Consider the following 22401-nt stretch of genomic DNA (forward strand, 5'->3'; position numbering starts at 1 on the left):
GACCGCGCGCGACGGATTGTCGTCCTCGGGGCGTACATAGGGTCAGAGTGTCAGGCACGCTGCTCCCGGCAAGCCCCCTCCACCCCGCTTCGCGTGGTCCCCCTCCCCCGACGGGGGAGGAGAACGGCTAAAGCATCGACTTAGGAGCGCATCAGAGCATCTGGGGCAACACCCGGTCCGGCGGCTTCTCGCCGTCCATCCAGACCTTGATGTTGATGATTACCTTCTCGCCCATCTCGACCCGCGCCTCCACGGTGGCCGAACCCATGTGCGGCAGCAGCACGGCGTTGGGGTTTTTCAGGAGTTTGGGGTTCACCCGGGGCTCCTGCTCGAACACGTCGAGCCCGGCGCCGGCCAGGTCGCCGGAGGCCAGCAGATCCGCCAGGGCCACCTCGTCGATGATCTCACCTCGGGCCGTATTGATCAGAATGGCGTGCTTCGGCATCAGTTTCAGCCGCCGCCCGGACAGCAGGTGATAGGTGGCCGGCGTGTGCGGCGAATGGACGGAGATGATGTCCATCCGGGCCAGCATCTGGTCCAGGCTGTCCCAGTAGGTGGCGCCCAGTTCCTCCGCCACCCGGGAGCTGACCGGTTTGCGGTTGTGGTAGTGAATCTGCAGACCGAACGCCTTGGCGCGGCGCGCGACCGCCGTGCCGATCCGGCCCATGCCGATGATTCCCAGCCGTTTGCCAGTGATTCGCCGACCCAGCATCCAGGTGGGCGCCCATCCGGCGAACTCGCCGGACTGCACCGCGTTGGACCCTTCGATCACCCGGCGCAGGGTGACCATCATCAGGGTCATTGTCAGGTCGGCGGTGTCTTCGGTGAGCACGCCGGGCGTGTTGGTGACCAGAATGCCACGTGCGGCGGCGGCGGCCACGTCAATGTGATCGACCCCGGCGCCGAAGTTGGCGATCAGCTTCAGCCTTTCTCCAGCCTTTTCGATCAATCCGGCGTCGATCCGGTCGGTTATGGTGGACGCCAGAACATCGCAGCGCCCCATGGCCTCGATCAGGGCCTTGCGGCTCATCGGCTCATCGGAGACGTTGAGTTCGGCGTCGAACAGTTCGCGCATGCGGGTCTCAACCGAGTCCGGCAGTCTGCGGGTGACGATGACTTTCGGCTTGCGGGGGGCCATGTGCCTACGAAAAAAGGATTGCTTCCGGCGCCGCTCCCGGGCGCTCACTATCCGGACCCTAGCAAACGGCGTGGGCAGGGCCAAGGCGGGGTGTGCGGCTTGAGCGATCAGCGGATGAAACGACTGGGTCTGGGCGCTGTAGCCGCACTTTGCCTTGTGCCCTCAATGGCGGCGGCGGAGCGCCAGACACCCTCCGGCTACGCCGTGCCACGCTACATCACCCTGAAATTCGGCAACGTGAACGCGCGCGCCGGCCCGGGAGATGATCACAAGCTGTTGTTCGTCTATCGCGCCAAGGGCCTTCCACTGCAGGTGATCGCCGAGACCACGGCGTGGCGGCGGGTCTGTGACCCCGAGGGCCAGGTCGCCTGGATTCACAAACGCCTGACGGATGGGCGGCGCACAGTCATCAATACCCGCAAGACGCCGGCGCCGATCTACCGCTCGGCCAAGGCCGACGCCACGCCCACCGCCTATCTGAACGTACGCGCGATGGCCGAGCTGGACAGGTGCGAAAAAGGCTGGTGCCGCGTGAAGGCGCCGGGCGCCAAGGGCTGGGTCCCTGTGGGCAGCCTCTGGGGTACATCCGACGTACTGCAATGTCGTTGAGGCGGCGGGCGGGCCTGTGCTAGGCCCTGAGGCTCTTTAGTTGAAAGCCTTCTCGATGAGCGATCCGGCAGCCCGGCCTTCCAGCTTCTCCTATGAGGAGCTCATCGCGTGTGGTCGCGGCGAGTTGTTCGGTCCAGGCAATGCCCAGCTTCCGGCGCCTCCGATGCTGATGTTCGACCGGATCATCGAAATCAACTCCGACGGTGGTCCCCACGGCAAGGGTCATATTGAGGCCGAGCTCGATGTACGGCCCGGCCTGTGGTTCTTTGACTGTCATTTCATCAACGATCCGGTGATGCCGGGCTGCCTGGGACTGGACGCCATGTGGCAACTGGTCGGTTTCTTCCTGGGCTGGAGCGGCGCTCCGGGGCGCGGCCGCGCACTGGGCTGCGGGGAAGTACGGTTCGCGGGCGAGGTCACCCCCGATATCCAGAAAGTGACATACCGAATTGATATGAAGCGTGTGATCCTTCGCCGGCTGGTGATGGGCATCGGTGACGCGGTGCTGCTTGCAGACGGCAAACCAATCTATGAGGCCAAGGATCTGCGGGTCGGCCTTTTCAAGGAACAAGGCTGAAAGCCAACACACGGGGAGGAGACGCTCTGATGCGCCGCGTCGTCGTCACAGGGATGGGCATAGTCTCGTCCATCGGTAACAACACCAACGAGGTTCTGGCTTCACTCAGGGAGGCAAGGTCCGGCATCGTCGCCGCCCCTGAGTATGCCGAGCTTGGCTTCCGGAGCCAGGTTCACGCCCCGCCCCAGATCGACTGGGAGGCGATGGTGGACCGGCGCGCCGCGCGCTTCCTGGCCCAGGGCACAGGCTTTGGCCATATCGCGATGGAACAGGCCATCGCCGACTCCGGCCTTGACGAGAGCCAGGTCTCCAACGAACGCACGGGCCTGGTGGTCGGCGCGGGCGGGCCATCGACCCGGGTGATTGTGGAAGCCGCCGCGACGGCGCGTGAGCGCGGTCCGAAGCGCGTGGGGCCCTTCGCGGTGCCCAAGGCCATGAGCTCCGGCGCCTCGGCGACGCTGTCGACATGGTTCAAGATCCGGGGTCTCAACTTCTCGATTTCGTCGGCCTGCGCCACCTCGGCCCACTGCATCGGCGTCGGATACGAGCAGATCCTGATGGGCAAGCAGGATGTGGTCTTCGCCGGCGGCGTCGAGGAACTGGACTGGACCCTCAGCGTCATGTTCGACGCCATGGGCGCCATGAGCAGCAACTTCAACGAGACGCCGGCCGTGGCCAGCCGCGCCTATGACGTCAACCGCGACGGTTTCGTGATCGCCGGCGGCGCAGGCATCCTGGTGCTTGAGGAGCTGGAATACGCAAGGGCCCGCGGCGCTAAGATATATGGCGAGATCGTAGGCTATGGCGCCAATTCAGACGGTTTCGACATGGTGGCGCCCTCGGGCGAGGGCGCGGCGCGGTGCATGAAGCTGGCGATGTCCACCATCGGCGGGCGATCCATCGACTATCTGAACCCGCACGGCACCTCGACACCGGTAGGCGACATCAAGGAGATGGAGGCGGTTCGGTCCGTCTTCGGCGACAAGCCGCCGCTGATCTCCTCGACCAAGTCCCTGACCGGCCACAGCCTGGGCGCCGCCGGCGCGCAGGAGGCGATCTACAGCCTGTTGATGCTGAACAACGGCTTCGCCTGCGAGAGCGCCCACATCGAGACCCTGGATCCGGCATTCGCCGACCTGCCCATCCTGCTCGAACGCAGCGACATGCCGCTGGAGACTGTGATGAGCAATTCGTTCGGCTTTGGCGGCACCAACGGCTGCCTGGTGATGGCCAGGCTCTGAGGACTGCGTGGCGGCGGATCAGCTCCTGCCAAAACCGCCTGTCCCGCCGGACCCGGAGACGTGCTGCCAGCGCGGCTGCTATCCGTGCATCTTCGACTACTACGACAAGGCGCTGGAGCGGTGGGAAGGCCGCGTCAGGGTGCTGGGTCATGACCCCGCCGAGGTGATGGATCGCCTGTCCCGCGAGCCCTGACCGCGAGCACTCCCTTGCCCTTCGGCTTGTCCCCGTTCAAAACCCGCCTCAACAAGGGAGAACGCGACGTGGCCGACGATTATCAGATGCCCACCGGTAACCTGATGAAGGGCAAGCGCGGGGTTGTGACCGGCGTGGCCAACCACCAGTCCATCGCCTGGGGGATCGCCAGCCAGCTTGCCGCCCAGGGCGCGGAAATCGCCTTCCTGCACCTGCCGGGCATGGAGCGTCGCGTACAGCCCCTGGCCGACAGCATCGGCGTAAAGGTGCTGGCCCCTGTCGATGTCACGGATGACGCGGCCATGGACGCCGCCTTCGATGTGGTGAAGCAGGCCTACGGCCAGATCGACTTCTTTATCCACGCGATCGCCTTCGCCAGCAAGGACGAGCTGAAGGGCAGCTTCGTCGACAATACGACGCGCGACGGTTTCCTGCGGGCGATGAATATCTCAGCGTTCAGTTTTGTGGATTGCGCCCGGCGGGCCGCCGAACTGATGCCGGAGACCGGCGGGTCGATCCTGACGCTCACCTACATGGGCTCGGAGCGGGCGATCCCGAACTACAACACCATGGGTGTCGCCAAGGCGGCGCTGGAGGCGGCGGTGCGCTATGCCGCCCGCGACCTCGGACCGAAGGGCATCCGCGTCAACGCGCTCTCACCCGGCGCCATGAAGACGCTGTCGCTGGCGGGCATTTCCGGCGGCCGCGGCATGCTGGCCAAGGGCCGTTCGCTCTCGGCCATGAAGGAAGACACCTCCATGGAGGGCGTGGCCGGGGCGGCGTTGTGGCTGCTGTCTGACCTCGGCAAGTCCACCACCGGCGAGGTAATCCATGTGGACGCCGGCTTCCACATCATGGGCTTCTCCGAAGATGAGGCCGAATAGGCGGTTCGCAAGATGACGGGCTCAGCCCAACACGACGTGATCATCGCCGGCGCCGGGATCGCCGGGTCGACTTTGGCGCTGGCCTTGGCCCAGGCGGGGCTGCGGCCAATGCTGATCGATCCGGTGGCGTTCGACGACCAGATCGCCCCGACGTTTGATGGTCGCGCCTCGGCCATCGCCTACTCCGCGTTTCGGCAATGGAGAGCCCTGGGCCTGGCCGAAGCGCTGGAACCCCATGCCCAGCGGATCGAACAGATCCTGGTGACCGATGGCCGGACGCCGGGCGCGTCTGCGGGTGCGCCAACCCCCTTCTTCCTGCGCTTCGACTCCGCCGAGATCGCGGACCGGTCCGAAGGGGAGCCGCTGGGCTATCTGCTGGAGAACCGTCATATCCGCGCGGTGCTGGCTGGCGCGGTGAAGCGCGCCGGGATCGAGGTGATGGCGCCGGCCCGAGTGATCCGGGCAGACGTCACCGCCCGTGAGGCCACGGTGACCCTGCAGGACGGCCGGGTCCTGACCGCGCCGCTTGTGGTCGGCGCTGAGGGGCGCGGATCGGTGATCCGCTCAGCCGCAGGGATTGGGGCTGTCGGCTGGGACTATCCACAGACCGGCGTGGTGGCGACCGTACGGATGGAACGGCCGCATGGCGGCGTGGCGCACGAGTATTTCCTGCCGGGCGGCCCGTTCGCAATCCTGCCGTTGACCGACAATCGGGCCAGCCTGGTCTGGACCGAGAGCAGCGCACGGGGCGAGGCGCTGAAGGCCGCCCGGCCCGAAGTGTTCCAGGCCCATCTGGCGCGGCGGTTCGGTGAGTTCCTGGGCGAACTTACGGTGGAGGGCCCGATCTTCACCTATCCGCTCAGCCTGCAGCTGGCCGAGCGCTTCGTGGCCCCGCGCGTCGCCCTGCTGGGGGATTCGGCCCACGGCATCCATCCGATCGCCGGCCAGGGCCTGAACCTGGGGCTGAAGGGCGCCGCCGCCCTGGCCGAGGTGCTGGTCGACGCCATTCGGTTGGGCGAGGACATCGGCTCAGAGGTGGTGCTGGCGCGCTATGCCGCCTGGCGCACCTTCGACACCGTCACCCTGGCGGTGGGCACGGATCTGTTCGTACGCCTGTTTTCAAATGACAATCCGCTGCTCCGGCTGGTCCGGGGCGTGGGCATGGCAGCGGTGAACCGGATCGCGCCAGCCCGGAAGTTCTTCATGCAGGAAGCCGGTGGCGCAGTTGGGGATTTGCCAAGGCTGCTGCGCGGCGAGGCGCTGTAGGCGCTTGATCACGTCGAGATTGGATTGAATCAATCCAATCTCGACGTGATCGCCCTCATTTGTTTAGAGCGCGTTGCGGGCGGAAAACCGGTTCCCACTTTTCCTCAACCCGCCCCAGGGCTATTCCCCCTCGCCCAGATCGCGGGCGTCTTCCGGGAGCATGATCGGCACCCCGTCACGGATCGGATAGGCCAGCCGCGCCTTGGCGCTGACAAGCTCGGCCTTTTCGCGGTCATATATCAGTGGGCCACGGCTGACGGGGCAGATCAGGATTTCCAGAAGCCGCGGGTCGACATCGACGTTTGTCTCGGGGGTGCTCATTGCTGACCCTTACTGCAGGCGCGGCGGCTCGTCATCCGGATCTCCGGCGTCGATCTCCAGCAAGGTGGTCAGGATCTCGAATCGACCGGCCAGATCGGGGGTCTCAAGAAAAGCCTGCTTCTCGGCAGGCTCGAAGGGCAGGCCCATGCAGAGGCTGTTGACCAGGGCCTCCAGCGGCGCCTCCTGGGCGCTCTCCCAATCAATGTCGAGTTGCCTAAGGTTGAGGTAGCGCTTCAGGGCGCGGGCGAAACGTGCACGGGCCAGCGCCGGCGCCTCCAGGCTTTCATTCTGCCCGAGATCTCCGCCAAACCGCGTGTAGCGGGCGCGCAGCTGTCGGTAAGGCAGCCGCAAATCAAGCTCCTCGCCGGCCTCGAAACGGCAAACCCCGGTGAGCGTGATCAGATAGCGACCGTCCGAGGTCTCGTTGTAGCTGGTGATCCGGCCGACGCAGCCGACGTCGGCCAGCTTTGGCCGCGCCCGGTCGCCGCCCTGGCGGGTCTGGATCATGCCGATCACCCGGTCTCCAGCCATGACATCGTCGATCATGTTGAGATAGCGCGGCTCGAATATCTGCAATGGCAGCTCGCCGCCGGGCAAAAGCAGCGCGCCGTCCAGGGGAAACACCGGGATCAACTGGGGCAGATCGGCGGTTTGGCGGTATGGAGCCATGGCGACCTTCAACTGAACAGGATGGCGGAGAGTTTGCGCCGCCCCTGTTTGGCGACATCAGACATTTGCCCGGCAGCTTCAAAGACGACGAGGAGCTGTTTGCGCGCCGCTTCGTCGTTCCAGGCGCGGTCGCGCCGGATGATTTCGATCAGCTGGTCCACCGCCTCTGTCATGTGGCCCGCACCAGCCAGAGCCTTGGCCAGTTCCAGGCGCGCCTCGTGGTCGTCGGCGTCGGTCGCCAGACGCGCCTCGAACGCTGCGGTTTCCGAGGGCGCCTCGGCCGCCAGAGCGAGCGCCGCCCGGACGCTGGCGATATCCGGATCCTTCGCGTCCGGTGGGGCCAGCGCCAGCACTTCGGCAGCGCGCTCCAGATCGCCGGCCTGCTGATAAAGCCGGGCCATGCCGCCGATGGCCTTCACATTGGCGGGATCCATCTGCAGCACCTGGGCGTAGGCCTGGGCGGCGCCGCCCGGATCGCCCAGCTCCAGCGACTCGCGGGCCATCTCCAGCAACTGGTCGGCCGGCGAAGCGCCGCCGCGACCCAGCTTGGCGACCCTGTCCACGAACGCCTTCACCTGGCTCTCGGGCAAGGCGCCCGAGAATGTGTCCACCGGCCGGCCGTCCACAAAGGCGAACACGGCAGGTATCGACTGCACCCGAAGCTGGCCCGCATAGGCCGGGTTCTTGTCGATATCCACCTTGACCAGCTTTACCTTGCCCTTTGCGGCGGTCACCGCCTTTTCGAGCGCCGGGCCCAGCTGTCGGCAAGGGCCACACCAGGTGGCCCAGAAGTCCACGATGACCGGCGTCGTCTTCGACGCCTCGACCACATCGGCCATGAAGGTGGCGTCGGTGGTGTCCTTGATGAGGTCGGCGACGGGTGCGCCTTGTGCTTCACCGATCAGGGTCATGGCCTGAATAGTCCTCTTCCTGACCCGTGCGGGTCACCACTACGCAACATGGCCACATCAGCCACCGGCTTCAATCCTGACCCATCGGGACCACGCTCATTGTGACGAAATCCACGATTGTCGGCGTGACCTCAAGGGCCGCGAGAAACCGTCTAAAGCCTGCGCCGCTGATTGTCGTCGTCGCGGTATTGGTGAGGGGGTGGAAATTGACGTGATCGGCCTCGGCAAGGGTCCGGTCGAGAACGAACCTGACTCGATGATCCACATCGTTGATCAGGCCAAACGCCGTAACGGACCCCGGCGTCACACCGAGTGTCTCCACCATCACTTCCGGCTTGCCGAACGACAGCCGCCCCGAACCGATGATGCGGTGCAGGTTCTTCAGATCGATGATGGCGTGGCTTTCCGCCGAGATCAGCCAGAGCTGACCCCGGTCATCTTTCAGGAACAGATTTTTGGTTTGGGCGCCCGTAAGCGACGCCTTGATTTCCCCACCCTCGCCCACCGTAAAGACAGCCGGGTGATCAAGGCTCCTGGCCTCTATGTCCTGTTCCGCCAGGTAGCGCATGAGATCTTTGCGGGTCTTCATGTGGCGCATAGATAGCCGAAACACATCAGGTCGCCAGCCATGGCAGCCTTCTGGACGCGAGGCGCAAAAACGCCGTCGCCAAGCCCCTGGCGACGGCGCCTGGAGGACAGTGTCTCGGTTAGGCGGCCTCGAGTGACCGACGCCGCCGGAGCAGCGCGCCGGCCCCGCCAAAGCCCATGATCATCATCGCCCAGGTCGCAGGCTCGGGCACCGCGGTCAGCTTGATATCATCGACGTAGCCGCCGAGAGTCTCGGACGTGCCCAGCGCCGAGAAAGTGAGCGTGGAGTTGGCGGCGGCATAGAACTCGATCGTCTTCAGAGACCAGCTCGTCTGGCTGCCTCCGGCCTGCTCGAAGGTCGGCGGAATCTGTACATTGTTGAGGAATACGCCGATGCCATTGCTCTGAAGGCTGACCCCCGGGCGGGGCGAGTAGAGGAATTCGAGCAGATAGGACCCGGCGTTGGTAATTTGCCGCGACATGGAGCTGTTGTTCTGGCCAATGGAGCCGTTGTGGCTGTCCAACTCAACGAACACATCGTTCAGAGCCGCCGTGTTGGGATTGCCTGCGACCCGGTTCTGCAGCTCGATGCCGGGACCGCCGGTCGCGGTCCAGCCATCGGCAGACTGGACCACGCTCCACGTGTTCAGCGGTTGCAACCCATTGAAGGTTGAAAAGAACACGACGGTGGCCGCCTGGGCTGAACCCGCAATCCCGAGAACCGCCGCCGCCACTCCGGCCAGAATATACTTACGCATGAACACTAAACCCAAACTCACTAACTGATACCGGCGTTTCCCAGATTGCTGCTCCGGTCGCCAGCATCTGAAAATTGTAGCCACTCCCCTGAGGGGGGAACTCTGGCGGAGACATCAAGTCCGGGAAGCGAGAGGCTGGACGAGGTCATGGCGCGGCAGCATCCACCGGGTATTGAGCGAGAAGCCCAGCCCCCTCGGGAATCGAGAGAGATCCTTGCTTGCGGCGGGTCGAAGCCCTTCTTGTTTTTGGGGCGGGTCAACGGTTTCCAATTCCCGCCGTCTGGCCTTATGGCTCGGTATCGTTGATCGGGAGTCCGCATGACCCAGCCGCGCATGGAGCTTGAGTGCTTCCCTACCACCGAGCGCCCGCCGGAAATCGTGCCCGGTCGGCCGCAGCGCGCCTGGATGGACAGCTTCACCTCGCGCCACCCTTATCGTTGCCTGCCGCTCAACATGGCCAATTCGTCGGGCTGGGAGATTCTATGCCCCGTGGCCTTCACCGCCGAATGGAATGGCGGGCTGATGCAGGCCGACATCACCTTGAAGCCTGACTATCCCAATCCGGACTTCCACCGCCTGGCGACCAGTCACTTCAGCCACGGCGTGCTGACAATGCACCCCGGCTATCTGTTCCGCACGCCGCCCGGCTGGTCGATGATGGCCATGGGCCCGCCGAACCAGCCCAAGGACGGCATCCAGGCGCTGGCCGGGGTGGTGGAAACCGACTGGCTGCCCTTTCCCTTCACCATGAACTGGCTGTTCACCCGGCCTGGCCGGGTGCGCTTCGAAAAGGGCGAGCCCTTCTGTTTCATCACCCTGGTGCAGGACAAGATGCTGCACGACATCCAGCCGGTGATCCGCCGCATGGATTCCGACCCCGAGCTGCGCCACCAGTACGACGTCTGGGAAAAGCACCGCTCGGAGTTCAACCAGAAGATCTTCCGGGGCGACCCCGAGGCCACCAAGGCCGCCTGGCAACGCTACTACTTCAAGGGCGAATTCCCGGAAGAGGTCGACGCCCCCAGCCCCGAGGGCCACGTCAACAAGCGCAAATTGAAGACCCCGAAACGCGGCTGACGGATTGGGCCAGCGCCCGGCTTGCCAAGCGCGAGGGCCTCTGCCATATAGCCGCCTCTCGCATTTGGGGGTCGATTTCCCCCTACGGAGCGCGGGCGTAGCTCAGTGGTAGAGCACAACCTTGCCAAGGTTGGGGTCGAGAGTTCGAATCTCTTCGCCCGCTCCAATTTCGAGATTCAGAACACACCCGGTCTGCCGGATCAGAACCGACCCGACACCTGAAAACCTTCCGTGCGCAGGCCCTCGGGGCCGCCGAGCGCCCTGCGAATCTCCAGCCGGTCAATCCGGCCGGTGGCGCGGGCGCCCTGGAAGTACTCACGCGTGCGCGTTTCCCGCGGCGACAGGACATTGTTGGCGAAAACCCGCACGGTCACCGGTCGGATCGCCGTAGTCTCGAGGAATAGGTCCAGTCGGGGCAGGGGGCGTTCGTAGGAGATGACCTCGAGCCGCCGATGCTCACTGCGATCCGACCAGTCGACCACCGACGCTCCCCACGACAGATGCCAGGACGGCATATTCTGGCGGAAGGTGAGCACATAAGCCCAGTCCTTGTTGCCAAGATTGAGCGTCGGGCTGCCCGCCGTCGTACCTTGCCGCTCCAGCGGGACCGAGAACGACCGCTGCTCGCCGGTGATCGGATCGGTCACCCGCGTGCGTTGCCACACGCCGTTGAACCGAAGCTCGGCGTTCGGAAGACCGATGAAGGCCAGTGGCGTGGCGGCGCGCGCCTCCAGGCCCAGGCGGCTGCCGCGGCCGATGTTGCCGAAGGCGTCGGCGCCAGCGATCTCGACCAGGTCGCGAACATCGTCCACCCGATCGGCGAAGGCTGCGACCGTCAGGGCGGTGCGGGGCGCGAGACGGGTTTCCCACTCCAGTCGCGCCTTCCAGGCCTTCTCGGGAACCAGATTGGGGTTTCCCTGGGTCGCGGCGGCGTTGACGAAATCGACGGTGCTGGAAAACTCCGCGAAATCAAGCTGGGCGACGTCGCGGACCAGGCTGGCGCGCAGCGTGCCGGCCGGCCCCATGGTCCAGGTCGCCGTGGCGCGTGGCTTCACAAAGCGAAAGCTGCGTTCCTTTTGCGGATCGCCGGTCTGGGTGATACGCGAGGCCTCGAGGCTGAGGCCGTACTCCAGGGTCAGCGCCGGCGAGACCGTCCAGACGTCCGTGGCGAAGACCTCGCCCCGGGTCTCCTCGACGCGCGCGTCAGACACCGCAAGCGGCACCTTGACCACTGGCCCGCCGCCGATCTGGTTGGTGATGTTGAAGGTTGTGTCGCGATAGTTGAACGCCCCCTCGCCGCCGAACTCGAGCGTGTGCGCCTGGTTCACGGTCCACTTGATACGACCGCGCGCGATGCGCTCCCCGTTCCGGGTGGTCCGATCCTGGGTACGCGTGACGAAGGTAGCGGGAAAATTCTGGATGTTGAACACGTCGCGCTGATCGACGCTGCCGTTGGAGACCAGCGTCACCAGCTTGGCCGACAAACCGCCGCCGAGCTGCCGCTCCCAGTCCGCGCCAAGCTCTCCGGTATAGTTGGCCTCGAAATCGGACCGGCCGATCAGGAGGCTGCGCGGGGCGCCGGTTCCCGTCACCTCGGACTGGATGGTGTCCAGGTGGTTCCAGGTGGGCGCAAGCTGGATATTGGCGTTCACCGTGTCCATTGACGTGGGACGCCAGCGCAGGGTCGCAGAACCCTGGGCGCCGATGTTCTGCGGCTTGCCAAGCAGCCGCCGCGCGCCCGTTTGCACGCCGCTCGCGTTGACCAGCCTGTCACGGCTGTCGCCTCGCCCGAGCAGGTTGGGGAACTGAACATCGAGACCGAGTTCAGCCTGCGGCGAGAGCTGCACGGCCCTGGAAGCCTGCACCAGCCAGCCCACACGGTTGGAGTATTGCAGATGCCGCAGCCCGAGCGACCAGGTGGTTCCCCCGCCCTTCGCTGCGGTTTGCGTCACCACGACATTGACGAGTTGCGACTGGCCGCGCACGTCGAGGCCGGCGCTCGAGCCGGAGAGCAGCTCGATCCGTGTCACGTTACTGGCGGGGATCCGCTTCAGAAGTTCTGACGCTGCGGTTTTGGAACTGGGACGTTCGCCATTGATCAGCAGATTGCCGGCGGAGGCGAAGCCGCGCCGCTCGTCACCGTCCTTGAGCTCGAAGCCCGGCACGCGGGCGACCATGTCACTGGCGTTCACCGGGTTGTAGGGCGCGAAGAAGGCGGCCGGATAGACCGTCTGGCCGTCGGAAACGGGCGCAGGCTGCGTCGGCTGGGCCATGGCTGGACCTGCCAACCCCGCCAGGACGAACGCCGAAGCCGCCCATCGCCAGGCTTGTCCTCGAGAGACTTCAACACACATCGTTACGGCCCGGACCACTACACAGTTCATTTTGTGGACGGACCTTGGACAGCGCCGCCGTCCAGGTCAATCGGCGAGCCCGCGGATGTCTCCGCAGACGCCTATCCGCGCGTCAGACGTTCCATCCAGGCGTAGAGGACGCTCTCGCGCCGCTGGCTGGTCTGGATATCCGTCATCAGACTGGAGAGGCGGCCCTTGCCGTTGTCGCGGGCGGCGATGACCTGCTGGTTGTAGGCGCGAATGTTGGTGGGGCCGGCCGGGACAGGCGGGGCTGGCGGGGCCTTCGCTGTCGCAGCGGGGCGAGCGCCCTTGCCCTTGGCGGCGGTCTGCACGGGCGCGGGGGCGGACCCGGGCGGCCCGAGATCGGCGGCGCGGACGTAGCCGGGCTGTCCGGCCACGTCGATCTCCCACCAGCCACCATCTGCCTGGGCGGTGGTGGGCTTCACCTCGCGACCTAAGGGCATGTTCATCAGAGATGGTGCGGAGGCCACAGGCGCGGATCGCACCACTGTGGCGCGGATCGCCACCATGGCCGGCGCCGGGGCGGCCGGGGCCTGCGCCGCTGCCTGATCACCCTCCGACGGCGCCGCTGCGGCCTTGGGCATCGACAGTCGCGTGACGGCGGGAGCGGCCGCATAGGCCGGCGCCTGGCCGCCCAGCACATCGGCCTCCGACGCGCCATCCGTCATGGCGCGGCCCTGGGTGAAGGTCTTGGCCATGGTGGTGTGCTGGTCGACCACCTCTCCGGTGAGGTCCACATCCTTCTTGAGCGCGCCCATCAGTTCAGTGCGTTCGCGGCGGACCGCGCGGCGATCCTTGTCGTTGCTGGCGCTGGCCAGGCGCGTGTTGATGTCGGCAGCCTGCTGGGTTCGGCAGTCCACGAGGGCCTGACCGTCATCGGCGATCTGGCGGGCCACGGTGAGCTGTTTGGCCGCGTCCTGGTCGATATTGAAAGAGGCCTTGCGCAGGTCGCCGCCGGCTTCCTGTTCCTTCAACTGGGCATAGGCTTCGGCCGTGGCGACGATCGCCACCAGCACGGCCAGGGCTGCATAGCCCCGCATGGCACCCCCGCCGCTGATACCGGGAACATTCAGGCCCATGGCGCTGGACAGGAGATCGGGGCCAAACACCGAGGCTGGCGCCGCGCCCGAAGAGGTGTTGGCCTGCTGGGCCTGTTGCTGGGCCGCCATGCTGCCGACCGCGCCCATGACACCGCCAAGGCCGCCAAGCGCGCCGCCGAAGCCGCCACTGCGACGCCCGAGACCACCACTCATCACGCCTTTGGCCAGTACAGCCGCGCCCTGTTTCAGGCCCTCGCCGAGAGCTGCGCTGGTCTTGGAGCGCTTGAGCTCGTCGTACTCGCGGTCCAGCTTGATCAAGCCTTCGCGCTGGGTGGAGCAGGCGTTGAGGACGGCGTCCCTGCCCTGGCTCTGGGCCATGACCGGGTTCAGGTTCAGACTGACCAGCACGGCGGCGCTGACCGCAAGGCGCAAACGCCGGTCCTTCAGATGTCCGCCCATACCTTCAGCCCCCTGGTCACCGCACGCCGAGGCGCTTCAATTCATCTCGCGCGCCTGTGTCGCCGGCCGCAATGGCCTTGCGATAGAAATCGACGGCTTTCGCCCGGTCCGCGCGGACACCCTGGCCGGTCTCGTGCATGAGCCCCAGGTTGCGCAACGCCAGGGCGCTGCCCTTGTTCGCCGCCTGCTGGAAGAGACGCACCGCCTCGGCAGGGTTGGCGGGTACGCCGGCGCCGCGCGCGGTCAGGCTGCCTAGACCCAGATAGCCTCGGGCATCACCCAGATCAGCAGCGGCGCGATAGTATTCCGCCGCCCGCAACTCGTCTTGCGGCAGACCCGCCCCGCTCTCGAACATCACCGCCAGGCTCGACATACCCTCGCTGTTGCCAGCCTCGGCGGCGCGTTGATACCAGGTGGCGGCCTGGATCTCATCCTTCGGCACGGCCTCACCATCTTCGTAGGCATAGCCCAGGTGGACCATGGCCTCGGTGTCGCCAGCGGTAGCGGCGCGCTGGTAGAGGCCGAACGCGCGACGCCCGTCGCGGGCGACGCCATCGCCCCGGTCATAGGCGTCGGCCAGCTGGGCGATCGAGGGACCGTCGCCGGCGTCCACCGCCCGCTGCAGCCAGCTTGCACCCTGCTGCGGATCCGCCGCAACGCCGCGGCCGCGGTAGTAGGCTTCGGCCAGCAAACCCATGGCGTTGGCAGAGCCCCGGTTGGCGGCATCCTGAATGAACCTGAACCCCGAGGCCTCGTCCTTCGCCGTTCCGAAGCCGTTCAGCAGGCAAAGGCCCCAGTTGACCATTCCTCCCGAGTGGCCCGCGCCCGCCGAGGCCTTGAACCAGCGGGCGGCCGCGGTGATGTCCCGGGTTGCGCCCTTGCCGGACAACGACATGACACCCAGGTTGTACATGGCCGCGCCATTGCCAGCCCTGGCGGCCGCAGACCAGTCTCGGGAGGCGGCTGCATAGTCGCCGCGCCCGAACGCGTCACGGGCGGTGACCACCAGATCCTGGCCCGGCTGGGCGGACCGGGAAGCCACCTGGAACGATCCGGCCGGCAGCTTCTCCAGGGCGCGCATGCGATTGGAGGCCAGCTTGCGGAACGCGCCGGAAATTTCGCCACGATCCTGGGCGTCCATATAGGCCTTGAAATCAGCCGGATCGTCGGAGTCCTTGATCGAGGTCCAGAAGACCTGGTCCTTCTCCCACTTGATCTTGACGGGATCAGCTCCGGCTGCCGCAACCAGCTTTGGCGGGCCGTTGGGGTCGAAACTCCAGTGCACATTGGGCCAGATGCCTTGCAGGTCCGGGGTTTGTTCGCCCTCGGTCATTCGCTCGACCTCGGCCTGCACGTAGCTGGGGAGTTCGCCAACGGTGATGCCGGGTCGGGTAAGGCCCTGGGTCAGAGCGATGGCGAAGGGGCTGTTGGCGGCGCCGGCCGCGCCGTCCTGGGCCACCTGTCCAGGGCCGGCCGCCATCAGGGTGACCACCGCCACGCTGGTGGGACCGGTCTCCCGGGTCAGCCCCCGGCTGTTCCCGCCCAGGCTGCGGGTGGCGGTGGGATTGTTCCGGCAGGCGTCCAGGATGATCAGCCGGACGGCCTTGGCGCCCATCATCGACTGGCCAAGGCGAGCCGACTCCACCGCCGTCCCGGTCAAAGACGACTTGTTGGTGATCACCGCGTCCTTCGGCAGCAGATAGTTCACGCCGTCGATCATCGCGCCATGACCCGCGTAGTAGATCACCGCCGCCTCGGACCCCTTGGCCGCCTCCTCAAACTCGCCGAGACCTTCGATCAGCGACGCGCGGCTGGGATCGGTGAGCACGGTCACGGTGAAGCCCAGCTTCTGCAGCGTGGTCTGTACGAGCCTTGCGTCCTTGGCGGGGTTGTTAAGGCTGGGGACCTTGTCGTATTTCGACACGCCGACCACCAGGGCGACACGCTGGGCGGCCCAGGCGCCGGACGCGAGACTCAGGCTGACGACAAACGCGAGCCCGGCCAGCGCGGCGCGCCAAGCCCTGGTTCCAAGATTCAGGCGCCGTCGCTGCGCCATGCGCATCCGCTCACCCTCCAGACAGAGCCCATCATAGCGCAATGGACGACAAACGCACGGCTTCGCGAATGCGGTGGTCAGTCCCTATTCGTGGCGGGCGATCGCCCGGACGCATGGGCGCCTTATTTTGACTCTGGATATTTGATCCGGGGACGCAGGTTTTCGGTCACGGCACGGGCGTCAAACGCGCTGGCGTCGCCCTCGGGCTTGACGCCCTTCTGCATCAGGATTTCGGCAGAGGCCTCGTATTTCTCGATGGTCCGCACGTCGACCCGGTCACCCAGGAAGGCGCCGCCCCAAAACGGATCCCAGCCGCGCCAGCCGAAACCGCCGCCATAGTAGCGCCAGGACGGTCGCCACAGGCCGTAGCTGCCGTACCAGGGTCGGTAGAAGGGGTCCGGCTCCACATAGGTCCGGGTCTTCTTGTCGGTATCGCGCTCGACGATGGTGAACCAGTCATAGCCGTTCTGGGTGGTCAACTCGGCGGCCCGGAACAACAGGTAGCCCTCGACCGTTTCACGGCTGGTCAGCGAATTGCCGTTGAAGCTGACGCGGAAGCGATTGGCCTCGACCCGCTGCTCCGAGAAGCCGCCCAGCGACGCCTTGCCCATCACAACCGGTTGGTAGGGCGTTGGAGTTGCGCAGGCCGCGAGGCCAGTCGCCAGAACCACCGATAGGGCGAGAGATCGTCCAAACATTCTTTGCGCCTTCAGCTCAACTGCGATCACGACGAGGTGTACGAACCACAACATCTTGCCGCAAATGTGGTTGCGTGTCGTCAGACGCTGGCGCCGGTAGCCAGCAGATAGATGACCCGGCCCAGCGACCCGAACAGGAGCACCGCCACAGCCAGGGCCTGGATCAGGAACCCGGTGCTGCGCTTGCCCGCATCGGCCACATAGCCCCGCTGATAGATCACGCGTCCCACGATCCAGACAACGCCGACGGCGGCGGCGATACGTTCGTCCCAGAACATGGCGAACAGCCACAGCGGGACGAGGAACAGCGGTAGCCATTCCAGGGTGTTGTAGTGGGCGCGGATGGTGCGCTCGAGTTCTGGGTCACCGGTCATCGCCGGCGCCTGAATCCCGCTCTTGCCGCGGGCCCGGCCTACCTGCAGGCCCATCCAGAAATAGGCCAGCAACGCCAGCAGGGTGACGAGGGCGACATAGGCATAGGGCGGCATTCAGGAGTCCTCCAGAAGTTGGCGGGCGCGCGCCGCCATTGCTACCGAGCTTGGCGCCGAACGCGCCCGAGGGGAACCTACCCTTTTGCGCGCCGGTCGCGGTTGGCTTTCACCCGCAGTCGCAATGCATTGAGCTTGATGAAGCCCGCTGCGTCGCGATGATCATAGGCCACCGCGCCCTCCTCGAAGGTCACCAGTTCCTGATCATAGAGCGAATAGGGACTTGTGCGGCCCACGACGCTGACATTGCCCTTGTAGAGCTTCACCCGGACCTGGCCGGTGACCATCTGCTGGCTGTGATCGATAGCCGCCTGCAGCATCTCGCGCTCGGGCGAGAACCAGAAGCCGTTGTAGACCAGCGAGGCGTACTTCGGCATCAGCTCGTCCTTCAGATGCATGGAGCCGCGGTCGAGGGTGATGCTCTCGATGCCCCGATGCGCCACGATCAGGATCGTTCCGCCTGGCGTCTCGTAGACACCCCGTGACTTCATGCCGACGAAGCGGTTTTCGACCAGGTCGAGGCGACCCACGCCGTTGTCGTGCCCCAGTTGGTTGAGCTTGGTCAAAATGGTCGCCGGCGACATCGCCACGCCGTCGATGGCGACTGCATCGCCCTTTTCAAAGTCGATGGTGAAGTAGGTCGGCGTATCGGGCGCGTCCTCCGGGGCGATGGTGCGCATGTGGACAAACTCGGGCGCCTCGACGGCCGGGTCTTCAAGCACCTTACCTTCGGACGAGGAGTGCAGCAGGTTGGCGTCGACGCTGAAGGGCGCCTCGCCCCGCTTGTCCTTGGTGATCGGGATCTGATGCTGCTCGGCGAACGCCAGCAAGGCCTCGCGGCTCTTGAAGTCCCAGTCACGCCAGGGCGCGATCACGTGGATGTCCGGCTCCAGCGCATAGTAGGCCAGCTCGAAGCGCACCTGGTCATTGCCCTTGCCGGTGGCGCCGTGCGCCACGGCGTCGGCGCCGATCTTGCGCGCGATCTCGATCTGCTTCTTGGCGATGAGGGGCCGCGCGATAGATGTGCCCAGCAGGTACTGGCCCTCATAGACCGTGTTGGCCCGGAACATCGGGAAGACGTAGTCGCGGACGAATTCCTCTCGGACATCCTCCACGAAAGCGTACTCCGGCTTCACGCCCAGCAGGATCGCCTTCTGACGCGCAGGCTCGACCTCCTCGCCCTGCCCCAGATCGGCGGTGAAGGTTGCAACCTCTGCGCCCAGCTCGGTCTGCAGCCACTTGACGATGGTGGAGCTGTCGAGCCCGCCGGAATAGGCGAGGACGACCTTCTTGACGGGCGGATTGGCCATGGTGGTGGAGCGCCTTGGTAGAAAGGAAAATTGGTCACGCGCCTTTAAGGGGCAAAGCCCCTGCGGTTCAAGTGTTCCGTCCCCCAGGGGGTGTGGAGCCTACACCGTAACCTGGGTGCCCATTTCGACCACACGCCCGGGGGGGATCTTGTAGAAATCCGTCGGGTTGGCGGCGTTGCGCATCAGGAAGATGAATAGCTTGTCCTGCCAGAGCGGCATGCCCGACTGGGCCGAGGGAACCACAGAGCGTCGGCCCAGGAAGAAGCTGGTGGCCATGATGTCAAACTTCAGGCCCTGTTTGCGGCAAAGGCCAAGCGCCTTGGGCACATTCGGGCTTTCCATGAACCCGTAGCCGATCACCACCTTCTTGAAGTCGTCATTGACCGGCAGGATCGTGATCCGGTCGTCATCGCGCACCCGGGGTGTTTCGGCGGTCATCAGCGTCAGGATGATGTTTTTCTCGTGCAGCACCTTGTTATGCTTGAGGTTATGCATGAGGGCCACCGGGGCCACGTCGGGATCCGAGGTCAGAAAGATCGCCGTGCCTGGCGCTCGATGCGGCGCGCGGGCCTTGAGGATATCAACCAGCTCCAGCAGCGGCAGGCTGTCGCGGCGGCTCTTGTCGGCCAGGATCGCAGCGCCGCGGTTCCAGGTCCACATCACCACCATCAGGGCCGCGCCCAGCACCAGCGGCAGCCAGGCGCCCTGGGGGATCTTAAGCAGGTTGGAAGAGATGAAGACGATATCGATGGCGCCGAAGAAGGTGCATGCCGCGATCGCCTGCCAGAGCGGGCGCTTCCACATGTACCGGATGATGTAGAAGAACAGCAGGGTGTCGACGAACATCGATCCGGTCACCGCGATCCCGTAAGCCGCCGCCAGATTCGACGAGTTCTGGAAGGTCACCAGCAGGGCCAGCACGCCGACCATCAGGAAGGTGTTGACCTGGGGCACGTAGATCTGGCCGGCCTGGGTCTCGCTCGTGCGCCGGATGTCGATCCGGGGGAACAGGCCCAGTTGCACGGCCTGCTGGGTCATGGAGAAGGCGCCGGTTATGACCGCCTGACTGGCGATGACGGTAGCCACCGTCGCAAGGATCATGATCGGCCAGTAGGCAACCTGCGGGATCATGTCGAAGAACGGGTCGGCGCGGGTTTCCGGATTGGCCAGCACCATGGCGCCCTGGCCCATATAGTTCAGGAGCAGGGCGGGCAGCACGAGCGTCACCCAGGCCGCCCGGATTGGCCCCTTCCCGAAATGGCCCATGTCGGCATAGAGCGCCTCGGCCCCGGTCACCGCCAGGAAAACGCTGCCCAGGATTATGAAACCAAGGAAGCCATTATCCAGGAGGAACAGCACGCCGTAGGCCGGTGAAAGCGCCCGCAGGATCGAGACATCGTCAAAGATGTGGTAAATTCCGAGGGCGGCAAGGACGATGAACCACAACGCCGTGATCGGTCCAAAGTAGCGCGCCATGCTGGCCGTGCCGCGGGACTGAACGAGAAACAGGCATATCAGAATCCCGGCCGAAATCGGCACGGCGAGAGAGGCGAAGCCCGGTCCGACACCCGGCGCCTTGCCGATTCCCTCGACCGCTGACAGCACGGACACCGCCGGGGTAAGGATGCCGTCGCCATAGAACAGCGCCGCGCCGGCCATCCCGAGGACGAAGATCACCGCGGAGCGGCCGCCTGGGCTAACCCGTTGCGCGAGGGCCATGAGGGCCAGCGTGCCGCCCTCGCCCTTGTTGTCGGCGCGCATGAGGAACAAGACGTACTTCAGGGTCACAACGAGAAACAGCGCCCAGGTGATCAGTGAGATCACTCCGAGCACGGCCATCTCGCCACCACCACCGCCCTTGCTGTGGGCCAGAGCCTCACGCATGGCATAGAGTGGGCTGGTCCCGATATCGCCGAACACAACGCCCACCGAACCGAGCGCAAGCGCCCAGAACTTCTCCTTGTGAGGCGAGTGGGGCGGATCCTCAGACGCTTTGGAAGCGTCGACGGCCGTATCAGCCATCTGGTGTCTCCGAGGGGTTCTCGCGAACCCCCCAAGGCGGCCCTATGCCGCAGCGGCGGGCGCGAATACACCCAATCCGCAAGCCTTACAATCGCTGTACGACGGCAGGGCCTTTGCGGGCGTGACCGCGTCTTGAATGGATCAGCGCCTCGTCTAGTATCAGGGCTCTTGACTGCAGGGAACATGATGGAACGCAAACTGGCACTCGTTACGGGCGCTTCCGCAGGAATCGGAGCCGCTTTTGCCCGAATTCTGGCTGGCCACGGCTATGATCTGGCGCTTACCGCGCGACGCGGGGATCGACTCGGCGCCCTGGCCGAGGAGATCCGCTACCGGTTTGGCGTCGAGACCCTGACGGTGGTCGCCGATCTTGCCGAGACCGAGGCGCCTGGCCAGATCCTCGATCACCTGACCGCCCATGGCAGATCAGTCGACGCCCTGATCAACAATGCCGGCTATGGCCTGACCGGAAGCTACGGCGAAACCCGGTGGGCGGATCAGGCCGCCTTCATCCAGGTGATGATGACCGCGCCGTCCGAGCTGGCGCATCGGGTGCTTGGCGGCATGCGGGACCGCAGGTTCGGACGGATCGTCAATGTGGCGTCGCTGGCGGGCCTGCTGCCGGGGTCAAGCGGCCATACGCTCTATTCGGCCACCAAGGCCTATATGATCAAGTTCTCGCAGAGCCTGCACCTGGAGCTGGCAGCCGACGGCATTCATGTCACGGCGCTGTGTCCGGGACTGACCCATTCGGAGTTTCACGACGTCATCGGCGCCCGCACGCAGTACACTGCGGCTACCCCGTCCTGGCTTTGGCAGGGCGCCGATGAGGTGGCCGCCACCGGCTATGAGGCTGTAGAGGCCAATCGCGCGATCAGCATCCCCGGCGCGCCCAACAAGGCGATCTCGGTCATCGCCAAGCTGATCCCCGACGATTGGGCGCTGGCGCTGATGGCTTCCCAGGGGGCGAGGTTGCGGTAGATCTAGTACGGGTGCGCCACCGTCGAGCGGATGAAGCCGGAGGTGCTGTCGGCGAGGCCCGCCAGGATGAACTGGATGGCCAGCGCGCAAAGGATCAGGCCCAGAACCCGGACCACCACCGTCAAACCGATGCGGCCCAGGATCCGGGTCAGGATGGGGGTGGCCAGGAAGGACAGTAGGGTCGCGAGGAATACCGCGCCGATCACGCCGAGGCCGACGGCCGCGCCAGCCAGCCCGAACGCCTTGGCCTTGTCGGCATAGATGATGACGCTGGAAATCGCGCCCGGACCGATCAACAAAGGCATGGCGAAGGGCACGATCATCCGCTCGAACCGCTTGCGCACAAAGGCCATGCCAACGCCGATATCGCCGTCGCCGTCGTCCCCGGAGAATTTGGCGCTGAAGTCGTCGCGAGCCATTTCCAGGCCCATCAGGAACAGGATTACGCCACCGGCGATCTTGAAAGCCGGCAAGGAGATACCGAAGAACTCCAGAAGCGACAGGCCGGTGAAGTAGAAGAACGTCAGGAACCCCAGCACGAACAGAGACAGATAGAGGGCAATCCACGCCCGCTCACGCCACTTCACCCCGCCCGTGGCCGCCGCAAACAAGGGCACATTGCCGATCGGATCGATCAGGGCGAACAGGGCGACGAAAAAGTTGACCGCGAACTCTGCCTGGCTCATCTCTCGCTCTTAGCCCAGATCACCTGCTGCGGACCACACCCCGCGCCACACCGG

Annotated in this window: 22 protein-coding genes and 1 tRNA gene; 9 read left to right on the forward strand and 14 right to left on the reverse strand. The window is 65.4% G+C overall.

Annotated features, from left to right (window positions below; all coding sequences use genetic code 11):
* Positions 1-151: 151 nt before the first annotated feature.
* Entirely contained in the window at positions 152-1138 is a 987-nt protein-coding gene (locus ACIQ3B_RS00005; protein ID WP_397398875.1) for a 2-hydroxyacid dehydrogenase, read from the reverse strand.
* A gap of 114 nt (positions 1139-1252) precedes the next feature.
* Here ACIQ3B_RS00005 and ACIQ3B_RS00010 point away from each other — a divergent pair, with 114 nt between their 5' ends.
* The 6 genes from ACIQ3B_RS00010 (at position 1253) to ACIQ3B_RS00035 (ending at position 5908) form a co-directional block, all read left to right on the forward strand.
* Complete coding sequence (locus ACIQ3B_RS00010; protein WP_397398877.1) at positions 1253-1747, forward strand: SH3 domain-containing protein; 495 nt, start codon at positions 1253-1255, stop codon at positions 1745-1747.
* A 55-nt stretch (positions 1748-1802) separates the two neighbouring features.
* Positions 1803-2324: a 3-hydroxyacyl-[acyl-carrier-protein] dehydratase FabA gene (gene fabA, locus ACIQ3B_RS00015; protein ID WP_397398879.1), complete on the forward strand. Its 522-nt coding sequence runs from the start codon at positions 1803-1805 to the stop codon at positions 2322-2324.
* 29 nt (positions 2325-2353) lie between these two features.
* Complete coding sequence (gene fabB / locus ACIQ3B_RS00020; RefSeq protein WP_397398881.1) at positions 2354-3565, forward strand: beta-ketoacyl-ACP synthase I; 1212 nt, start codon at positions 2354-2356, stop codon at positions 3563-3565.
* Positions 3566-3572: 7 nt separating this feature from the next.
* Positions 3573-3758 (forward strand): oxidoreductase-like domain-containing protein, encoded by a 186-nt coding sequence (locus ACIQ3B_RS00025; protein WP_397398883.1) that lies wholly within the window; start codon positions 3573-3575, stop codon positions 3756-3758.
* A gap of 68 nt (positions 3759-3826) precedes the next feature.
* Positions 3827-4642, forward strand: a complete 816-nt coding sequence (locus tag ACIQ3B_RS00030) for an enoyl-ACP reductase (protein WP_397398885.1) — start codon at positions 3827-3829, stop codon at positions 4640-4642.
* A gap of 12 nt (positions 4643-4654) precedes the next feature.
* A complete protein-coding gene (locus ACIQ3B_RS00035) occupies positions 4655-5908 on the forward strand; it encodes a UbiH/UbiF/VisC/COQ6 family ubiquinone biosynthesis hydroxylase (RefSeq protein WP_397398887.1) in 1254 nt (417 codons plus the stop codon).
* A gap of 120 nt (positions 5909-6028) precedes the next feature.
* Here the strand turns inward: ACIQ3B_RS00035 and ACIQ3B_RS00040 are convergent, their stop codons facing one another.
* The 5 genes from ACIQ3B_RS00040 to ACIQ3B_RS00060 form a co-directional block, all read right to left on the reverse strand.
* Positions 6029-6229 (reverse strand): Trm112 family protein, encoded by a 201-nt coding sequence (locus ACIQ3B_RS00040; protein ID WP_397398889.1) that lies wholly within the window; start codon positions 6227-6229, stop codon positions 6029-6031.
* A 9-nt stretch (positions 6230-6238) separates the two neighbouring features.
* Positions 6239-6898 (reverse strand): LON peptidase substrate-binding domain-containing protein, encoded by a 660-nt coding sequence (locus ACIQ3B_RS00045; protein WP_397398891.1) that lies wholly within the window; start codon positions 6896-6898, stop codon positions 6239-6241.
* 8 nt (positions 6899-6906) lie between these two features.
* Complete coding sequence (locus ACIQ3B_RS00050) at positions 6907-7809, reverse strand: tetratricopeptide repeat protein (RefSeq protein ID WP_397398893.1); 903 nt, start codon at positions 7807-7809, stop codon at positions 6907-6909.
* A 70-nt stretch (positions 7810-7879) separates the two neighbouring features.
* Positions 7880-8398 (reverse strand): prolyl-tRNA synthetase associated domain-containing protein, encoded by a 519-nt coding sequence (locus ACIQ3B_RS00055; protein WP_397398895.1) that lies wholly within the window; start codon positions 8396-8398, stop codon positions 7880-7882.
* A 118-nt stretch (positions 8399-8516) separates the two neighbouring features.
* A complete protein-coding gene (locus ACIQ3B_RS00060) occupies positions 8517-9155 on the reverse strand; it encodes a PEPxxWA-CTERM sorting domain-containing protein (RefSeq protein ID WP_397398897.1) in 639 nt (212 codons plus the stop codon).
* A 333-nt stretch (positions 9156-9488) separates the two neighbouring features.
* On the opposite strand from ACIQ3B_RS00060, the gene ACIQ3B_RS00065 reads away from it, so the two are divergent.
* Both ACIQ3B_RS00065 and ACIQ3B_RS00070 read left to right on the forward strand, forming a co-directional pair.
* Positions 9489-10232, forward strand: a complete 744-nt coding sequence (locus ACIQ3B_RS00065) for a DUF6065 family protein (RefSeq protein WP_397399146.1) — start codon at positions 9489-9491, stop codon at positions 10230-10232.
* Positions 10233-10323: 91 nt separating this feature from the next.
* Positions 10324-10398 (forward strand) — tRNA-Gly (locus ACIQ3B_RS00070).
* Between the two features lie 34 nt (positions 10399-10432).
* Here the strand turns inward: ACIQ3B_RS00070 and ACIQ3B_RS00075 are convergent.
* The 7 genes from ACIQ3B_RS00075 to ACIQ3B_RS00105 all read right to left on the reverse strand — a co-directional run bounded on the left by ACIQ3B_RS00075 (position 10433) and on the right by ACIQ3B_RS00105 (position 20680).
* A complete protein-coding gene (locus tag ACIQ3B_RS00075; RefSeq protein ID WP_397398899.1) occupies positions 10433-12505 on the reverse strand; it encodes a TonB-dependent receptor plug domain-containing protein in 2073 nt (690 codons plus the stop codon).
* A 182-nt stretch (positions 12506-12687) separates the two neighbouring features.
* Positions 12688-14106 (reverse strand): hypothetical protein, encoded by a 1419-nt coding sequence (locus ACIQ3B_RS00080; protein ID WP_397398901.1) that lies wholly within the window; start codon positions 14104-14106, stop codon positions 12688-12690.
* A 16-nt stretch (positions 14107-14122) separates the two neighbouring features.
* Positions 14123-16162: a caspase family protein gene (locus ACIQ3B_RS00085; RefSeq protein WP_397398903.1), complete on the reverse strand. Its 2040-nt coding sequence runs from the start codon at positions 16160-16162 to the stop codon at positions 14123-14125.
* A 122-nt stretch (positions 16163-16284) separates the two neighbouring features.
* Positions 16285-16860 carry a CC0125/CC1285 family lipoprotein gene (locus ACIQ3B_RS00090; protein WP_397398905.1) on the reverse strand — a complete coding sequence of 192 codons (576 nt, stop codon included), beginning with the start codon at positions 16858-16860 and terminating at the stop codon, positions 16285-16287.
* 80 nt (positions 16861-16940) lie between these two features.
* Positions 16941-17348 carry an MAPEG family protein gene (locus tag ACIQ3B_RS00095; protein WP_397398907.1) on the reverse strand — a complete coding sequence of 136 codons (408 nt, stop codon included), beginning with the start codon at positions 17346-17348 and terminating at the stop codon, positions 16941-16943.
* Between the two features lie 77 nt (positions 17349-17425).
* The gene (locus tag ACIQ3B_RS00100; RefSeq protein ID WP_397398909.1) at positions 17426-18658 is read right to left on the reverse strand and encodes an argininosuccinate synthase; all 1233 of its coding nucleotides are present in this window, start codon (positions 18656-18658) and stop codon (positions 17426-17428) included.
* Positions 18659-18757: 99 nt separating this feature from the next.
* Complete coding sequence (locus ACIQ3B_RS00105; protein WP_397398911.1) at positions 18758-20680, reverse strand: potassium transporter Kup; 1923 nt, start codon at positions 20678-20680, stop codon at positions 18758-18760.
* Between the two features lie 186 nt (positions 20681-20866).
* On the opposite strand from ACIQ3B_RS00105, the gene ACIQ3B_RS00110 reads away from it, so the two are divergent.
* Entirely contained in the window at positions 20867-21661 is a 795-nt protein-coding gene (locus tag ACIQ3B_RS00110) for an SDR family NAD(P)-dependent oxidoreductase (RefSeq protein WP_397398913.1), read from the forward strand.
* Positions 21662-21663: 2 nt separating this feature from the next.
* Here the strand turns inward: ACIQ3B_RS00110 and ACIQ3B_RS00115 are convergent, their stop codons facing one another.
* Positions 21664-22347, reverse strand: coding sequence for a MarC family protein (locus ACIQ3B_RS00115; protein WP_397398915.1), 684 nt, complete (start codon positions 22345-22347; stop codon positions 21664-21666).
* Between the last annotated feature and the right edge of the window lie 54 nt (positions 22348-22401).

It is taken from the genome of Phenylobacterium sp., assembly GCF_044358365.1.
GTDB lineage: Bacteria > Pseudomonadota > Alphaproteobacteria > Caulobacterales > Caulobacteraceae > Phenylobacterium.

Excerpts from the sequence above, each read along its gene's own strand:
- ACIQ3B_RS00005 (WP_397398875.1), bottom strand. The coding sequence starts at position 1,138 with ATGGCCCCCCGCAAGCCGAAAGTCATCGTCACCCGCAGACTGCCGGAC.
- ACIQ3B_RS00010 (WP_397398877.1), top strand. The coding sequence starts at position 1,253 with ATGAAACGACTGGGTCTGGGCGCTGTAGCCGCACTTTGCCTTGTGCCC.
- fabA (WP_397398879.1), top strand. The coding sequence starts at position 1,803 with ATGAGCGATCCGGCAGCCCGGCCTTCCAGCTTCTCCTATGAGGAGCTC.
- fabB (WP_397398881.1), top strand. The coding sequence starts at position 2,354 with ATGCGCCGCGTCGTCGTCACAGGGATGGGCATAGTCTCGTCCATCGGT.
- ACIQ3B_RS00035 (WP_397398887.1), top strand. The coding sequence starts at position 4,655 with ATGACGGGCTCAGCCCAACACGACGTGATCATCGCCGGCGCCGGGATC.
- ACIQ3B_RS00040 (WP_397398889.1), bottom strand. The coding sequence starts at position 6,229 with ATGAGCACCCCCGAGACAAACGTCGATGTCGACCCGCGGCTTCTGGAA.
- ACIQ3B_RS00045 (WP_397398891.1), bottom strand. The coding sequence starts at position 6,898 with ATGGCTCCATACCGCCAAACCGCCGATCTGCCCCAGTTGATCCCGGTG.
- ACIQ3B_RS00050 (WP_397398893.1), bottom strand. The coding sequence starts at position 7,809 with ATGACCCTGATCGGTGAAGCACAAGGCGCACCCGTCGCCGACCTCATC.
- ACIQ3B_RS00055 (WP_397398895.1), bottom strand. The coding sequence starts at position 8,398 with ATGAAGACCCGCAAAGATCTCATGCGCTACCTGGCGGAACAGGACATA.
- ACIQ3B_RS00060 (WP_397398897.1), bottom strand. The coding sequence starts at position 9,155 with ATGCGTAAGTATATTCTGGCCGGAGTGGCGGCGGCGGTTCTCGGGATT.
- ACIQ3B_RS00065 (WP_397399146.1), top strand. The coding sequence starts at position 9,489 with ATGGAGCTTGAGTGCTTCCCTACCACCGAGCGCCCGCCGGAAATCGTG.
- ACIQ3B_RS00075 (WP_397398899.1), bottom strand. The coding sequence starts at position 12,505 with ATGGCCCAGCCGACGCAGCCTGCGCCCGTTTCCGACGGCCAGACGGTC.
- ACIQ3B_RS00080 (WP_397398901.1), bottom strand. The coding sequence starts at position 14,106 with ATGGGCGGACATCTGAAGGACCGGCGTTTGCGCCTTGCGGTCAGCGCC.
- ACIQ3B_RS00085 (WP_397398903.1), bottom strand. The coding sequence starts at position 16,162 with ATGGCGCAGCGACGGCGCCTGAATCTTGGAACCAGGGCTTGGCGCGCC.
- ACIQ3B_RS00090 (WP_397398905.1), bottom strand. The coding sequence starts at position 16,860 with ATGTTTGGACGATCTCTCGCCCTATCGGTGGTTCTGGCGACTGGCCTC.
- ACIQ3B_RS00095 (WP_397398907.1), bottom strand. The coding sequence starts at position 17,348 with ATGCCGCCCTATGCCTATGTCGCCCTCGTCACCCTGCTGGCGTTGCTG.
- ACIQ3B_RS00100 (WP_397398909.1), bottom strand. The coding sequence starts at position 18,658 with ATGGCCAATCCGCCCGTCAAGAAGGTCGTCCTCGCCTATTCCGGCGGG.
- ACIQ3B_RS00105 (WP_397398911.1), bottom strand. The coding sequence starts at position 20,680 with ATGGCTGATACGGCCGTCGACGCTTCCAAAGCGTCTGAGGATCCGCCC.
- ACIQ3B_RS00110 (WP_397398913.1), top strand. The coding sequence starts at position 20,867 with ATGGAACGCAAACTGGCACTCGTTACGGGCGCTTCCGCAGGAATCGGA.
- ACIQ3B_RS00115 (WP_397398915.1), bottom strand. The coding sequence starts at position 22,347 with ATGAGCCAGGCAGAGTTCGCGGTCAACTTTTTCGTCGCCCTGTTCGCC.